Source organism: Streptomyces brasiliensis (assembly GCF_014647875.1).
GTDB classification, from domain to species: Bacteria; Actinomycetota; Actinomycetes; order Streptomycetales; family Streptomycetaceae; genus Streptomyces; species Streptomyces brasiliensis.
Map to the genome: position 1 here is coordinate 60251 of NZ_BMQA01000008.1, position 15982 is coordinate 76232.

The 15982-nt window shown below is 70.9% G+C and carries 11 protein-coding genes; 4 read left to right on the top strand and 7 right to left on the bottom strand.

Annotation, left to right across the window (positions count from 1 at the left end):
- Genes IEZ19_RS14765 through IEZ19_RS14775 form a run of 3 tightly spaced genes read right to left on the bottom strand, consistent with a single transcriptional unit; the run spans nt 1 to nt 3148 of the window.
- Nucleotides 1–834 (bottom strand): sugar phosphate isomerase/epimerase family protein, encoded by an 834-nt coding sequence (locus IEZ19_RS14765; protein ID WP_189311634.1) that lies wholly within the window; start codon nt 832–834, stop codon nt 1–3.
- Complete coding sequence (locus IEZ19_RS14770; protein ID WP_189311635.1) at nt 831–2000, bottom strand: dihydrodipicolinate synthase family protein; 1170 nt, start codon at nt 1998–2000, stop codon at nt 831–833. The genes IEZ19_RS14765 and IEZ19_RS14770 overlap by 4 nt, the downstream gene beginning before the upstream one ends.
- Complete coding sequence (locus IEZ19_RS14775) at nt 1997–3148, bottom strand: Gfo/Idh/MocA family protein (protein WP_189311636.1); 1152 nt, start codon at nt 3146–3148, stop codon at nt 1997–1999. Before IEZ19_RS14775 ends, IEZ19_RS14770 begins: the two co-directional genes overlap by 4 nt.
- A gap of 247 nt (nt 3149–3395) precedes the next feature.
- On the opposite strand from IEZ19_RS14775, the gene IEZ19_RS14780 reads away from it, so the two are divergent.
- The 4 genes from IEZ19_RS14780 (at nt 3396) to IEZ19_RS14795 (ending at nt 8617) form a co-directional block, all read left to right on the top strand.
- The gene (locus IEZ19_RS14780; RefSeq protein ID WP_189311637.1) at nt 3396–4442 is read left to right on the top strand and encodes a LacI family DNA-binding transcriptional regulator; all 1047 of its coding nucleotides are present in this window, start codon (nt 3396–3398) and stop codon (nt 4440–4442) included.
- Between the two features lie 233 nt (nt 4443–4675).
- Nucleotides 4676–5608, top strand: coding sequence for a bifunctional helix-turn-helix transcriptional regulator/GNAT family N-acetyltransferase (locus tag IEZ19_RS14785; protein WP_189311638.1), 933 nt, complete (start codon nt 4676–4678; stop codon nt 5606–5608).
- A gap of 18 nt (nt 5609–5626) precedes the next feature.
- On the top strand, nt 5627–6427 hold the full coding sequence (locus IEZ19_RS14790; protein WP_189311639.1) for a sugar phosphate isomerase/epimerase family protein: 801 nt from the start codon (nt 5627–5629) through the stop codon (nt 6425–6427).
- Nucleotides 6428–6751: 324 nt separating this feature from the next.
- Nucleotides 6752–8617, top strand: a complete 1866-nt coding sequence (locus IEZ19_RS14795) for a glycoside hydrolase family 3 protein (RefSeq protein WP_189311640.1) — start codon at nt 6752–6754, stop codon at nt 8615–8617.
- Nucleotides 8618–9124: 507 nt separating this feature from the next.
- Here IEZ19_RS14795 and IEZ19_RS14800 read toward each other — a convergent pair.
- The 4 genes from IEZ19_RS14800 to IEZ19_RS14815 form a co-directional block, all read right to left on the bottom strand.
- Nucleotides 9125–10561: a S28 family serine protease gene (locus IEZ19_RS14800; protein ID WP_189311641.1), complete on the bottom strand. Its 1437-nt coding sequence runs from the start codon at nt 10559–10561 to the stop codon at nt 9125–9127.
- A gap of 94 nt (nt 10562–10655) precedes the next feature.
- Nucleotides 10656–11048 carry a hypothetical protein gene (locus IEZ19_RS14805; protein ID WP_189311642.1) on the bottom strand — a complete coding sequence of 131 codons (393 nt, stop codon included), beginning with the start codon at nt 11046–11048 and terminating at the stop codon, nt 10656–10658.
- 88 nt (nt 11049–11136) lie between these two features.
- Nucleotides 11137–14856 (bottom strand): ABC transporter ATP-binding protein, encoded by a 3720-nt coding sequence (locus IEZ19_RS14810; RefSeq protein ID WP_189311643.1) that lies wholly within the window; start codon nt 14854–14856, stop codon nt 11137–11139.
- 189 nt (nt 14857–15045) lie between these two features.
- The gene (locus tag IEZ19_RS14815) at nt 15046–15903 is read right to left on the bottom strand and encodes a serine hydrolase (protein ID WP_189311644.1); all 858 of its coding nucleotides are present in this window, start codon (nt 15901–15903) and stop codon (nt 15046–15048) included.
- Nucleotides 15904–15982 lie beyond the last annotated feature (79 nt).

Here is a 15982-nt window from a genome sequence, read left to right on the forward strand (position 1 = left end):
TCACCGGATCACGTGCTCCACGAACCGCGCCGTCGTCTCCGCGAGCACCTCGCGGCCGTCGCGTGCCCACAGTTCCTCGTTGAAGAGTTCGACCTCGATGGGGCCGGTGTAGCCCGCCGCCTCGACGTGGCCCTTCCACTCCCGCATGTCGATCGCGCCGTTCCCGATCTGACCGCGGCCGTCGAGGACGCCCTTCGGCAGTGGTGTGGTCCAGTCGGCGAGTTGGAAGGTGTGGATGCGGCCGGTCGCACCCGCTCGTGCGATCTGCGCCGGCGCCGTGTCGTCCCACCAGATGTGGTACGTGTCCACCGCGACGCCCACCTGCTCGGCGGGGAAGCGTTCCGCGAGGTCCAGGGCCTGGGACAGGGTCGAGACCACACAGCGGTCGGCGGCGTACATGGGGTGCAGCGGCTCGATGGCCAGGCGCACGCCGTGCCGCTCCGCGTACGGGCCCAACTCCCCCAGTGCGTCCGCGATCCGCTCCCGCGCGCCGTGCAGGTCCTTCGAGCCCGGCGGCAGGCCGCCCGAGACCAGGACCAGGGTGTCCGTGCCCAGCCTTGCCGCCTCCTCGATCGCCCGGCGGTTGTCGGTCAGGGCCCGGGACCGCTCCTGCGGGTCGATCGCCGTGAAGAAGCCGCCTCGGCACAGGGTCGTCACCGTCAGACCCGTGTCCATGATCAGTTTCGCCGTCTCCTCGAGACCGTACGACTGGACCGGTTCGCGCCAGAGGCCGACCCCTGGCACTCCCAACTCGACGCATGCATCCACCAGTTCCGGCATGGATAGCTGTTTGACCGTCATCTGGTTGATGGAGAAGCGGGCCAGGTCGCTCATTGGGTCACCCCGTACAGGGCCAGGAGGGTCTTCATGCGGTTCTCGGCCAGGGCCGGGTCGGGGAACAGGCCCAGGCCGTCGGCCAGTTCGTAGGCTCGGGCGAGGTGTGGAAGGGAGCGGACCGACTGGAGGCCGCCGAGCATCGCGAAGTGGGACTGGTGGCCGGACAGCCAGGCCAGGAGAACCACGCCCGTCTTGTAGAAACGGGTGGGGGGTCGGAAGAGGTGGCGGGACAACTCGACCGTGGGGTCCAGGAGGGTGCGGAAGCCCGCCGCGTCACCCGTGTCCAGCCGACGCACCGCCTGCGCCGCCAGTGCGGCCAGCGGGTCGAAGATTCCGAGCAGCGCGTGGCTGAAGCCCTCCTCGTCGCCCGCGATCAGTTCGGGGTAGTTGAAGTCGTCCCCCGTGTAACAGCGCACACCGTCCGGCAACTTGCGGCGCAGGTCGATCTCGCGTCGGGCGTCCAGCAGCGACACCTTGATGCCGTCCACCTTCTCGGGGTGGGCGGCGATCACCTCCAGGAAGGTGTGGGCGGCCGCGTCCAGGTTCGTCGAGCCCCAGTAGCCCTCCAGCGCAGGGTCGAACATCGGGCCCAGCCAGTGCAGGACCACCGGTTCGGAGCTCTGGCGGAGCAGGTGGCCGTAGACCTCCAGGTAGTCGCCGCGGTCCTTGGCGACCGCGGCCAGTGCGCGGGAGGCCATCAGGACCGCCTGGGCGCCTGCTTCCTCCACGAGCGCCAGTTGCTCCTCGTAGGCGGCTCGGATCTGCCCGAGCGTGTACGGGTAGCCGAACTCGGTGGCCGGCAGCTGGTCGGTGCCGACGCCGCAGACGATCCTGCCGCCGGCCGCCCGCGCCTCGGCGGCGCTGCGCCGGATCAGCTCCGCCGCGCCCGCCCAGTCCAGCCCCATCCCGCGCTGGGCCGTGTCCATCGCCTCGGCGACCCCCAGTCCGTGGGACCACAGATGGCGGCGGAAGGCGAGGGTGGCGTCCCAGTCGACGGCGGCGGGTGTGCCCGGGGACACGTCGGCGAAGGGGTCGGCCACGACGTGCGCCGCCGCGAAGACCGTACGAGAGGAGAAGCGGGTGCCCGGGGTCAGGTCCAGCGGCTCGGTGCGGGGCTCATAGGTCCGCAACCGGCCTTCCTCGTCCGGGATTCGGATGCTCACAGCGTGACCTCCGGTACCTCGATACGGCGGCCTTCGGCCGAGGACTTCAGGCCCAGCTCGGCCAGTTGGACGCCGCGGGCGCCGGCAAGGAGGTCCCAGTGGTACGGGGCGTCGGCGTAGACGTGCCTGAGGAACAGCTCCCACTGGGCCTTGAAGCCGTTGGCGAAGTCCTGGTTGTCCGGGATCTCCTGCCACTGGGCGCGGAAGGCCTCGGGGGTGGGGAGGTCCGGGTTCCAGACCGGTTTGGGGGTCGTCGAGCGGTGCTGGACACGGCACTTGCGCAGGCCCGCCACCGCCGAGCCCTCCGTACCGTCCACCTGGAACTCGACCAGCTCGTCACGGTTGACCCGGACCGCCCAGGAGGAGTTGATCTGGGCGACCACACCGCCCTCCAGCTCGAAGATGCCGTACGCCGCGTCGTCCGCCGTGGCGTCGTACGGCTTGCCCTGCTCGTCCCAGCGTTGCGGGACATGGGTGGTGGCCAGGGCCTGGACGGAGGTGACGCGGCCGAAGAGTTCATGGAGGACGTACTCCCAGTGCGGGAACATGTCGACGACGATGCCGCCGCCGTCCTCGGCGCGGTAGTTCCAGGAGGGCCGCTGGGCGGGCTGCCAGTCGCCCTCGAAGACCCAGTAGCCGAACTCGCCCCGCACGGACAGGACCCGGCCGAAGAAGCCGCCGTCGACCAGGCGCTTCAGCTTCAGCAGGCCCGGGAGGAAGATCTTGTCCTGGACCACGCCGTGCTTGATTCCCTTCTCCTGGGCCAGGCGGGCCAGCTCGAGGGCCCCGGCCAGGCCGGTGGCCGTGGGCTTCTCCGTGTAGACGTGCTTGCCGGCCGCTATCGCCTTCTTGATCGACTCCTCGCGGGCCGAGGTGACCTGGGCGTCGAAGTAGATGGCGACGGACGGGTCGGCCAGGACCGCGTCCAGGTCCGTCGACCAGTGTTCGAGGCGGTGCTGCTCGGCCAGCGCCCGTACGGCGTGCTCGCGGCGGCCGACCAGGACCGGTTCGGGCCACAGCACGGTGCCGTCGCCGAGGTCGAGGCCGCCCTGCTCGCGCAGGGCGAGGATGGACCGGACGAGGTGCTGTCGGTGGCCCATGCGTCCGGTCACGCCGTTCATGGCGATACGCACCGTCTTGCGTGTCACATCGTTCCCTTCGTCCGCCAGGAGCCGGCCGCCGCCGCTGCCGCGGCCGTTGCAGCGAGCGCCGTACCGCCGAAGCCGGTCCGGCCGGCATGCAGCAAGCGCTTTCTACACGCAGAGAAGCTAGCCTCTCACCAGTGGTCTCTACAAGACCGTGACGATGTCGAGTCGTTCGAGGGGGCGAACAACTCAGGCCGGTGGCCTTATGGTCTGCACGACGTGACTTGATGCGCGACCGGAGGACGACGAGATGACGGTGACCCTGGCGGACGTGGCGGCCCGCGCCCAGGTCTCGCCCGCGACGGTGTCGCGCGTGCTGAACGGCAACTACCCCGTGGCCACCTCCACTCGGGAGCGTGTGCTGCGGGCCGTGGACGAGCTGGACTACGTCCTCAACGGTCCCGCGAGCGCCCTCGCCGCGGCCACCTCCGACCTCGTCGGCATCCTGGTCAACGACATCGCGGACCCCTTCTTCGGGATCATGGCGAGCGCGATCCAGTCGGAGATCGGCGGGCCCGGCGGGCGCGCGGGCGGCGAACGGCTGGCCGTGGTCTGCAACACCGGGGGTTCGCCCGAGCGGGAACTGACGTATCTGACCCTGCTCCAGCGGCAGCGGGCCGCCGCGGTCGTGCTGACCGGCGGGGCCGTCGAGAACGCGCCGCACGCGGCTGCGATGGCCGCCAAGCTGCGCAAACTGACGGAGGCGGGCACTCGCGTGGTGCTGTGCGGACGGCCGCCGGCCGACGGGACCGACACCGTCGCCCTGGCCTTCGACAACCACGGGGGCGCGCGCGAGCTGACCGAACACCTCATTGGTCTGGGCCACCGGCGGCTCGGCTACATCGCCGGGCCCGAGGAACGCACGACGACACGGCACCGGCTGGAGGGGCATCGCGCGGCACTGGCCGCGGCCGGGATCGAGGGGGACCCGGCCTTGACCGTCCACGGCCGCTACGACCGGCGGTCCGGATACGAGGCGACGCTCGAACTGCTGCGCAGGGACACGTCGTTGACGGCGGTGGTCGCCGCGAACGACTCCGTCGCGCTGGGAGCCTGCGCCGCGCTGCGCGAGTCCGGCCTGCGCATCCCGGAGGACGTGTCGGTGGCAGGCTTCGACGACCTGCCGTTCAGCATCGACGCGGTGCCTTCGCTGACGACCGTGCGGTTGCCGCTGGCGGAGGCGGGGGCGCGGGCGGGGCGGATCGTGATGGGGCGGGAGGAGCCGCCGCCGGGTGGGATCGCCACGGTGCGGGGGGAGCTGATGGTGCGGGGGTCCTCCGGGGTGCCGCGGAGTTGATCGTGCCGGCGCGGTGTGTCGGTGACCGGTGTTGGTGCGGGCGTTGCCGGGGGCTGCCGCCCCAGGCCCCGCTTCGGCCTCAACGGCCTCGTCCTCGAACGCCGGACGGGCTGAATCTGCCCGGCCGGTGCTTGCCGGGGATCGCGCCGGTGCTTGCAGGTGACCTGATCTAGGACTCGGGGTATCTCTGACTGAGTCAAGTATCGGACCGGACCATCGATCGAGGCCGCACCATGACCGTCCAGGACATCCGTGCCTTCAACCGCTTCTACACCAATGTGATCGGCGCCCTCGACTACGGCCGTCACCTCTACGCGCCGTACACCCTCACCGAGTCGCGCGTGCTGTACGAACTGGCCCACGCCCCGCGCACCGACGCGGCCGATCTCCGCGCCGAACTCTCCCTCGACGCGGGATATTTGAGCCGGATCCTGAACAAGTTCGAGCAGGACGGGCTGGTCGAGCGTGCGCCGTCGGAGAAGGATCCCCGACGGCGGCGCATCAGTCTGACGCCGCGCGGCCGGGACGCCGCCGACCTGCTCGACGAGCGGGCGCGGGAGACGGTCGGCTCGCTGCTGGGGAGCGTGGCCCCGGGCGACAGGGCCCGGCTGGCGGATGCGATGCGGTCCATCCGCGACATCCTGGGGGACGGGCATGCGCCGGGTGCCGGAGAGGTCGTGCTGCGCGAGCCCGGGCCCGGTGACCTCGGCTGGATCGTGCAGCGCAATGCCGCGCTGTACGCCGCCGAGTACGGGTGGAACACCGACTACGAGGGCCTGGTCGCGCGGATCGTCGCCGACTTCGCGCAGGACCACGATCCACATCTGGAGCGGGTGTGGATCGCCGAACTGAACCAGCGGCCCGTGGGCTGTGTGATGTGCGTACGGGACGACACTCCCGCCACCGCCCGGCTGCGGCTCCTGCTCGTCGAGCCCGAGGCACGGGGGCTCGGCCTCGGAGACCGGCTGGTGGAGGCCGTGATCGACTTCGCGCGCGGGGTCGGCTACCGGGAGCTGGTCCTGTGGACCAACGACGTGCTCGGCGCCGCCCGCCGCATCTACCAGCGGCACGGGTTCGTCCTCGTCGCCGAGAAGCCGCACCGCTCGTTCGGCAAGGATCTGGTGGGCCAGGACTGGCACCTGCATCTGCGCGGATCGGGCGAGTGACGAGTAGGGTCTTTGTATATGAAGCTTGCCTTCTCCACCCTCGGCGTACCCGGTCTGCCCGTGCCTGAGGTACTGGCGCTCGCGACCGCCCACGGCTACCACGGCGTGGAGCTGCGCGCTCACCCTGAGGAGCCGGTCCACCCCGGCATCGGCCCGGCCGACCGCGCCGACGTGGCCGCCGCGTTCAAGGCGACCGGTGTGGAGGTGCTGGGGCTCGCGGGCTACGTTCAGGTCGCGGCGCCCGGCGACGACGGCCCCGTCCTCGCCGAGATCCGCCAACTCCTCGAACTCGCCCATGACGTGGGCGCTCCCTTCATCCGTGTCTTCCCGGGCGCCGACCCGGACGTGCCGCGAGAGGAGTCCGACGCGACGGCCGCCCGGCGGCTGGGCACCGCCGCCGAGGACGCCTCCGCCCTCGGTGTCCGCATCCTCCTGGAGACCCACGACTCGCACCGCACCGGCGCCGACGTGATCCGCGTCGTGGGTCCGGTCGGCCACCGCCAGGTCGGCGCGCTGTGGGACGTCATGCACACCTGGCTGGGCGGCGAGCAGCCGCAGGAGACGTACGCGGCACTGTCCCCCTACCTCGGATACGTCCAGGTCAAGGACATCGCCTCGGCCGACGACACGACCCCGCTGCCGCTCGGCGAAGGGGTGCTCCCCCTCACCGAGTGCGTCGACGTCCTCTGCCGCCACGGCTGGGACGGCTGGCTGTGCTGGGAGTACGAGAAGCGCTGGTACGAGACGGCCCCACTCCTTCCGGAACTGCTCGGCGCGGGCCGTGACCACCTCGTACGCCTGCTGAACGAGGCCGCGTAGCGGCACGATGGAACTACGCCGCCTGGCGGGCGGTGAGCGGGGGTCGAGGGCTCCGGGCACCTGAGCTCGGCCTGGCACACTGCCGCAGCCTTGTCAGGGTGTCCTGCGATCGCAGGACACCCTCTCCGCCGCACCGCGGCCGGCAGCTCCGTCATCGGCGCGCCGCCCTCCAACCGCGCCGATGACGGCCCCTCAGGCCCCTCCCCGCCACCCCCGGCCGTGCCCGTCCGCATGCTGCGCGCTCCCTTGACTGGCAGAAACTTCCCGGATATTGGTGGCTCCTCGGAAGTTTCCTTCAGTGGATCTCCTCCGGAAGGAGCGCACGTGCCCGACACCAGCACGGGAAGCACTCGAAGCACAGGAAACACCGCACGCCCCTCCAGACGTACCGTCCTCGCCGCCACAGCCGGCCTCACCGCGAGCGTCGCCCTCAGCGGCACCGCTCACGCCGGCACAGCCACGGACACCACCGGCACCACCGACCGCGACACCCGCCTACGCGCCCTCATCTCCGGCATGACCCTGGAGGAGAAGGTCGGCCAGCTCTTCGTGATGCGGGTCTACGGCCACTCCGCCACCGACCCCGACCAGGCCGACATCGACGCCAACCTCAGCGAGATCGGCGTGCGGACGGCCGCCGAGCTGATCGCCAAGTACCGCGTGGGCGGCATCATCTACTTCGCCTGGGCCCACAACACCCGCGATCCGCACCAGATCGGCGATCTGTCCAACGGCATCCAGCGGGTCTCGCTCGCCCAGCCCCGCGGGCTGCCCCTCCTCGTCGCCACCGACCAGGAGCACGGCATCGTCTGCCGGGTCGGCAAGCCCGCCACGCTCTTCCCGGGCGCAATGGCCATCGGCGCGGGCGGCTCGCGCAGCGACGCCCGCGCCCTCGGCCGTATCTCCGGCGCCGAGTTGCGCGCCATCGGCATCAACCAGGACTACTCCCCCGACGCCGACGTGAACGTCAACCCGGCCAACCCGGTCATCGGCGTCCGCTCCTTCGGCGCCGACCCGAACGCCGTCGCCGGGCTCGTGGCCGCCGAGGTCAAGGGGTATCAGGGGTCGCGGGTGGCCGCGACCGCCAAGCACTTCCCCGGGCACGGGGACACCGCCGTCGACAGCCACTACGGCTTCCCGATCATCACGCACAGCCGGGAGCAGTGGGAGTCGCTCGACGCCGTCCCGTTCCGCGCCGCGATCGGGGCCGGCATCGACTCGATCATGACCGCGCACATCCAGTTCCCGGCCCTCGACGACTCCGGTGACCCGGCCACCCTCTCCCACCCGATCCTCACCGGCATCCTGCGCGAGGAACTCGGTTACGACGGGTGCGTGGTGACCGACTCGCTCGGCATGGAGGGTGTACGCACCAAGTACGGCGACGCCCGGGTGCCGGTGCTCGCCCTGAAGGCGGGTGTGGACCAGCTCCTCAACCCGCCGGACCTGAACACGGCCTGGAACGCCGTCCTCGACGCCGTACGCGGGGGCGAGTTGACCGAGGCCCGCCTCGACGAATCGATCCTCCGGGTGCTGCGGCTCAAGGACAAGCTCGGGCTGTTCGACGATCCGTACATCAGCGACTCCCACATCGACCATGTCGTGGGTACGGCCGTACATCTGGCCGCCGCCGACAAGATCGCCGAGCGGACCACGACCCTGCTGGTCAACGAGGGCGGCCTGCTCCCGCTGTCCCGCCGTATCCACAAGAAGGTGCTGGTCGTGGGCGCCGACCCGGCCTCCCCGTCGGGTACGACCGGCCCGCCCACCGGCGTGCTGGCCGCCGCGCTCACTGAGCTGGGGTTCAGCGCCTCCGCCCTGTCGACCGGCACGGCTCCGTCCGCCACCACCGTCAACAACGCCGTCAGTGCCGCGCAGGGCGTGGACGCGGTGGTCGTGGCGACGTACAACGTCACGGCGGGCAACAGCCAGAAGACGCTCGTCGAACGGCTCGTCGCCACGGGGAAGCCGGTCGTCGCGGTCGCCGTCCGCAACCCGTACGACGTTGCCCAACTGCCAACCGCAAAAGCCCACTTGGCGATCTACTCCTGGACCGACGTCGAAGTGCGCGCCGCCGCGCGAGTCATCGCCGGGCAGGTGGAGCCGCGCGGCAAGCTGCCGGTGGCCGTGCCGCGGGCCGATGATCCGGCGCAGGTGCTGTATCCGATCGGACACGGCCTGACGTACTAGTCGTACGCCGGGTGTATGCCCCGCACCGGGTGCACCACCCCCAACGGGCGGAGAACCGCCCGCATGTCCGGCGTGGCCCGCGACGCGGGCCACGCCGGACCGGGGTCTGGCGGGATGCCGATGCGCGGGAGAGGTTCCGTGGGGGTGGGTGGTGTGCTGCGCCGCTGCCGGCGCTGGCCGGCGCGCTGCCGGCGGGCCGTCAGCGGTCTTCCGGGGGCCGGGGGGAGGACCGGTTCCGGCGCACGGCCGACGCCCGGCCGGATCTCGGGTCACGGCGCCGGTTCCTCGCCGTGGACGAGTGCAGCTCCGCGAGACACGGAGTGCGACGGCTCGGGCGAACGCAGACCGCAGTACAGGGTCACCAAGGCGGTCGCCTCCCGCACCAAGTGCCCTGCGTCGACGGCTCTTTACGGCCAACTGGGCGGCAAGACCCCGGTGGGCTGTGCCCAGCGCCTGTGAGACGCGGGCGGGCACAGCCCCGGACAACCACCTTTCCGAGGAGCGGCGTTACGGACGCAGCGCCGGCTCACGCTCCACGGTCGCCGCATCCAGCTTCGCGTCGAACCGCGCCAGCGGCTTCGCCGTGGACGGGTCCGACTGCACCGCCGGAGACGCGACACCGGCCCACTCGAGGATCCGGGCCGTGGCGAGAGCCCTCTCGTCGGCGACCAGGCCCGCGACGTTCGCGCCGTGGTTCATGCCGGGCGCGGTGAAGACGTACGAGTCCTTCGCACCGTGCCCGAGGCGGAACCGCTCGGCGCCCCACGGGTCGTTCTGGCCGTAGACGTAGAGCATGTGGTGGGCGTTGTGCCGTACCCACTCGTCCACGTCACGCATCGCGCTCGGCCCGAACTTCATCGGGATGGAGCGCGGCACGAAGTTCCGCGGCGGCTGGTAGCCGTACTTGACGTACTGCTTCTCGATGTACGGGAAGTGGATCGTCGGCGCGCCCAGCTGCGTGCCCGCCTGGTAGTAGTACGGCGTGTACGGCTCCAGGCCCTGGTCGGTGTAGAAGGAAAAGCCGGAGATCGTGTCGACGGAGTTCCAGATCTCGTCGTCGGTCGCGTTCTTCGCGTCCGCCGGGATCGAGTCGCAGTCGGACAGCAGGCTGTACTGCCAGAAGCCCCAGACGTAGTCGAGGACGACGGCCTCGTACGCGCGGTCCAGGCTGCCGACGGTGGTGAAGGTGTAGCCGTTGTTGGCCGCGTACGCCGCGTACTTCTTCTCCAGTGGCGCACGGCGCACCAGCGCCTCCCGCTGGACCGCGTTCAGCCGGTCCCGGCACTCCTTGGTGCCGACCTGTGTGAAGAAGCGGTCGTACGCCGAGTCCTCGTTGTTGACGACGTCGTTGGGGGCGACGTACGCGACGACGCCGTCCATGTCGCGCGGGTAGAAGCGCTCGTAGTAGGTGGCGGTCATGCCGCCCTTGGAGCCGCCCGTCGCGATCCAGTTGCCGGAGTAGATGCCCTTGAGGGCCGTGAAGATACGGTGCTGGTCGCTCGCCGCCTGCCAGATGTCCAGCTTGGACCAGTCGGCCGGGGCGGGGCGGGACGGGGTGAAGAAGCGGTACTCCATGGAGACCTGGTTGCCGTCCACGATCTGGGTCGGCTCGCGGCGGCCGGGCGTCGTCGAGACGTTGTAGCCGCCGGTGTAGAAGACCGTCGGGCGGCTCACGTCCTTGTGCAGCACGGTGATCCGCTGCTGGAACGTGCCCTCGGACGGGTGCCGGTGGTCGACCGGCTGGGTGTAGTTGAGGACGAAGAAACGGTAGCCGGTGTAGGGCTTCTCCTCGATCAGGCTCATGCCCGGTATCGCGAGGAGCTGCTCCTTGATGTCGGTGGTGCCGGTCGTGGCCGCCGGCTGGGCCGCTGTTGCCGCCCCCGCCGTGCTCAGCGTGCCTATGAGCACCGTGAGCGCGAGCAGCCATCTGAGCGCCTTGCGCATGCACCCTCCCTGTGAGACAGATGTGCGCCGGAAGCTATCGGAGCAACTGCCTTCACACCAGGGGGATTTGCGTTACGTCGGTGCAGACGCACCGTCAGCAGAGGGTCCAGCCCGAGCTGACCGAGCCCCGGCCCACCGAGCCCCTGATCCAGACGCATCGGTGTCCGGCGTGGACCGTGACCGGGCCTGCCAGGTGCGCGTACTTGCCCTTGTCCACGACCGGGCGGTTGCCGCGTGCCTGCACGCTGACCGACATCATGCGCTTGGTGCCGGGCTTCTTGGGCAGGGTGATCGCGCAGACGTAACCGTTGCGCTTGTAGACGTGCACGGTGCCGGTGGAGAAGGGCAGGGTCTTCACCAGACGGCCGGCGCAGCTCCCGTTCGCCGCCGCCTGGGCGCTCGCGGGTGCCACGAGCGCGAGCGTTCCGGCCGCGGCCAGCACGACCGTGCCCAGCGTCAGCCGTCGGCGAATCGCACCACTGTCCACTGTCGTCCCTCCCGTACCGCGGCACCACACCTGCCATGGACGTACTGATGTACGGACGCAGGACGTATGCCGGATGGTTGCACGCCCGTCAGCGGGACGCGCCCACCGGCTCTTCCGGCTCGGCCTCGCCCACGAAGGTGCGCCAGAGCGCCGCGTACCGGCCGTCCCTGGCCAGCAGCTCCTCATGGGTGCCGTCCTCCGCGACCCGGCCGTGGTCCATCACCACGACCCGGTCGGCGCGGGCCGCGGTGGTCAGGCGGTGGGCGACGACCAGCGTCGTACGGCGTCCCGCCAGCCGGTCCGTGGCACGGTTGACCTGTGCCTCGGTGGCGAGGTCGAGGGCGGCCGTGGCCTCGTCGAGCAACAGCACGTCGGGGTCGACGAGTTCGGCGCGGGCGAGGGCGATCAGCTGGCGCTGGCCCGCCGAGAGGTTGCGGCCGCGCTCGGCGACCTCGTGCAGATAGCCGCCGTCGAGCGTGGCGATCATGTCGTGCGCGCCGACCGCCCGGGCCGCCGCCTCGACCTCCGCGTCGGTGGCGTCGGGGCGGCCGTAGGCGATGGCGTCGCGGACGGTGCCCTGGAAGAGGTACGCCTCCTGCGGGACGACGCCGAGGCGGTGACGGTACGACGCGAGGTCCAGCGCCCGCAGGTCCGTGCCGTCGACCGTGACCCGGCCGCCCGTCGGGTCGTAGAACCGCGCCACCAGCTTGACGAGGGTCGACTTGCCCGCGCCGGTCTCGCCGACGAAGGCGACGGTCTGGCCGGCGGGGATCGTCAAGTCGATGCCGGTCAGCGCCTCCTCGTCGGCGCCGTACGCGAAGTGCACGTCCTCGAAGGCGATGTCGCCGCGCAGGGAGGGGACCTCGAGCGGTTCGTCGGCCGACTTGGTGGACGTCGGCTCCCGAAGCAGTTCCTGGATCCGGCCCAGGGAGACGGTGGCCTGCTGGTAGCCGTCGAAGACCTGGGAGAGCTGCTGGACCGGGGCGAAGAACAGGTCGATGTAGAGCAGGTAGGCCACCAGCGCGCCGGTGGTCAGCGTGGCCGCCTCCACCCGGCCCGCGCCCGCGATCAGTACGGCGGCGGCCGCGACCGAGGACAGGAGCTGGACGAACGGGAAGTAGACGGAGATCAGCCACTGGCCCCGGATGCGCGCGGCGCGGTAGCTGGCGCTGCGCTCGGCGAACCGCCGTCCGCCGTCCCGCTCGCGCCGGAACGCCTGCACGATGCGCAGCCCGGCGACCGACTCCTGGAGGTCGGCGTTGACCACCGACACCCGCTCACGGGCGAGTTCGTACGCCTTCACGCTCGCCCGCCGGAAGAAGACGGTGGCGACGATCAGCGGCGGCAGCGTGGCGAACACGACCAGGGCCAGCTGCACGTCGATCACCAGCAGGACGACCATGATCCCGAAGAAGGTGACCACGGAGACGAACGCGGTGACCAGACCCGTCTGCAGGAAGGTCGACAGGGCGTCGACGTCCGTCGTCATCCTGGTCATGATGCGGCCGGTCAACTCGCGCTCGTAGTAGTCGAGTCCGAGCCGCTGGAGCTGGGCGAAGATCTTCAGGCGCAACGAGTACAGCACGCGCTCGCCGGTGCGGCCGGTCATCCGCGTCTCACCGATCTGCGCGGCCCACTGCACGAGAACGGCGGCAAGGCCGAGCAGCGACGCCGCCCACACGGCGCCGAGGGCGAGCCGCGTGACGCCCTGGTCGATGCCGTGCCGGATCAGGACCGGCAGCAGCAGGCCCATGCCCGCGTCGGTGGCGACGAGCAGCAGGCTGACGAGGAGCGGGAGACCGAAGCCGCACAGAAGGCGCCTGAGGCCGTACGACTCCTCGGGCCGCACCGCCTGTGCCTCGTCGATGCCGGGGGTGTCGGTCGCCGGGGGCAGCGCCTCGACCTGGGCGAGGAGTTCGGGGGTGGCCGGGCTGCCCTCGAGGGCGGTGTCCTTGGGCTCGCGGTCGCCGGTCCACAGGCGCGGGGTGACCCCGCGTTCGGCGTCGAACTCGGCGTCCAGCTCGTCGCGGACGGTGGTGTCCTCCACGGCGGCCGCGGGCAGCGCGTGGCCCGGGGAGACGCCGCCCAGCTCGTCCGGGTCGGTGAGCAGTCGGCGGTAGAGGGCGGAGCGCTCCTGGAGTTCCTCGTGGGTGCCGATCGCGGCGAGCCGGCCGCCGTCGAGGACGGCGATGCGGTCGGCGAGGTTCAGGGTGGAGCGCCGGTGGGCGATGAGGAGGGTGGTACGACCCTGCATGACCTGCTTGAGGGCCTCGTGGATCTCGTGCTCGACCCGGGCGTCCACGGCGGACGTGGCGTCGTCCAGGACCAGCAGCCTGGGGTCGGTGAGGATGGCGCGGGCGAGCGCGACGCGCTGGCGCTGGCCGCCGGAGAGGGTCAGGCCCTGCTCGCCGACCTTGGTGTCGTAGCCGTCGGGCAGCTCGGCGATGAACCGGTGGGCCTGCGCGGCCCGGGCCGCCTTCTCGATCTCCTCCTGGGTCGCGTCCGGGCGGCCGTACGCGATGTTGCCCCGCACGGTGTCCGAGAACAGGAAGGAGTCCTCGGGGACCAGGCCGATGGCGGCCCGCAGCGAGTCGAGGGTCAGCTCGCGGACGTCGTGGCCGCCGACCAGGACCGCGCCGTGGGTGACGTCGTAGAAGCGCGGCAGGAGCAGGGAGACCGTGGACTTGCCGGAGCCGGAGGAGCCGACGACGGCGAGGGTCTCCCCGGGGCGGATCTCGAAGCTCAGCCCGTCGAGCACGGGCCGCTCGTGGTCGTAGCCGAACCGCACGTCGTCGAACTCGACCGTGGCCGGCGCGTCGGCGGGCAGCTCCTTGGTGCCGTCCTTGAGCGTCGGCTCGGTGTCGACCAGCTGCAGGACCCGCTCGGTGCCGGCGCGCGCCTGCTGGCCGACCGTGAGGACGACGGCGAGCATCCGGACCGGGCCGACCAGCTGGGCGAGGTAGGTGGAGAACGCGACGAAGGTGCCGAGGGTGATGTGACCGCCTACGGCGAGCCAGCCGCCCAGCGCGAGCATGGCGACCTGGCCGAGCGCGGGGACCGACTGGAGGGCCGGGGTGAACCAGGCGTTCAGCCGGATGGTGCGCAGGCGCCCCGCGAACAGTCGGCGACCGACCTCGCGCAGTTTGCCGGTCTCCTGCTCCTCCTGCCCGAAGCCCTTGACCACGCGGACGCCGCTGATGGCGCCGTCGACGACGCCCGCGACGGCGGCGGCCTGGGCCTGGGCGTACCAGGTGGCGGGGTGCAGCCGCGTGCGGCTGCGGCGGGCGATCCAGCCCAGCGCGGGGGCGACGGCGAGGGCGACGAGGGTCAGCGGCAGCGACAGCCACGCCATGATCACCAGGGAGATCAGGAAGAGCAGGAGGTTGCCGATGGTCATCGGCAGCATGAAGAGGAGGCCCTGGATCAGCTGGAGGTCGCTGGTGGCGCGGCCGACGACCTGGCCGGTGGACAGCTCGTCCTGGCGCCGTCCGTCGAGCCGGGTGATCGAGTCGTACATCTCCGTGCGCAGGTCGTGCTGCACGTCGAGGGCGAGCCGTCCGCCGTAGTAGCGGCGGACGAAGGTGAGGGCGTAGACGAGGGCGGCGGCACCGATCAGGGCCCCGGCCCAGGGGGCCATGGCGCGGCTGTGGTCGCCGATCACATCGTCGATGATCACCTTGGTGACCAGCGGGACGAGCGCCAGGACGGCCATGCCGGCAAGGGAGGAGCCGAGGGCCAGGACGACGTCCTTGGGGTGGCGCCAGGCGTATCCGGCCAGCCTTCTCGCCCATCCCCGTTGCGGTGTCACGCCGGTGCCTCCCGTTCGTCCTGATCTTCCAGAAGACACCAACGCACACCGGGCCGGATTTCATCCTTCCGCAACAAAACGCTCCGCTGGGTTCAGCCGTCGTCACAGCGCGGGTTCGTTGTGACTGGTCGCGCGCACGTGGCGGAGCCGCATGTCGATACGGCCCCGCGCCGCCCGCGCAGTGCAGGCTCAGCTCCCGGCGGCGGCAAGGTCTTTGTGGATCACCTTGGCGACGCCTTGGATCGTGGTGATGCCGTAGTTCATGGTGCTGTTGCCGTGGGTCAGCACGGTGATCATGTAGTCGTGGCCGCCGCCCTTGAAGGTGCCGACGCTGTGCACCCGCCAGCCGTGCGTGGAGCGCTGGAGCCAGCCGTTCTTGACGTGCCACGACACTCCGGAGGGACGGCCGTACGGGGTGCCCCAGCGCTGCGACGAGATGACTTGACCCATCAGTTTGAGGATGTAGGCGCGGGAGTTGTCGCTCAGGACCGTGTTCTTGGCGGTGATCAGCTTCAGCAGTTTCTGCTCGTCGGTCACCGTGATCTGGGTCAGTCCCCAGTAGCCGTTCGCGCCCGGCTTGGTCCGGGTCATCCCGGCGGCGCTCAGGAAACCCTTGATCTTCGTCAGGCCCAGCTGCTTCCACAGGGTGCTGGTAGCGGTGTTGTCCGACTTGGTGATCATGGCCTTGGTGAGGGTGACCTCCCGTGCGGTCAGATAGCGGTTGTGCTTCTTCGCGTCCCACAGCAGCGTGGCGAGGACGGTCACCTTGACGACGCTGGCCGAGTCGTAGGCGGTGGAGGACCGCAGGGTGCAGGTCGTCCTGGTGGAGCGGTCGTAGAGGCCCACGGCGATCGTGCCCTTGCGGGTGGCGAGGGCGGCCGTGATGTCCTTCTGCAGCTTGGTGGCGAGGCCCGCCTTGGCGGACGTACAGCTGACCGTGGGCGTCGCCGCCGCGGCGGGCGCGGCGGCGACGATGCCCGGTATGAGCACGGCGCCGCCGACGGCGGCGGCCAGCACTCTGGCACGTCTGGGTGTCCGGAGAGTCATGCCCTGTTGACGCACGAGTTCGAGGCAAAGGTTGTACGACCGGGCACTTTGAGGGTGTTGAGATGGATCCGGGCCGAGT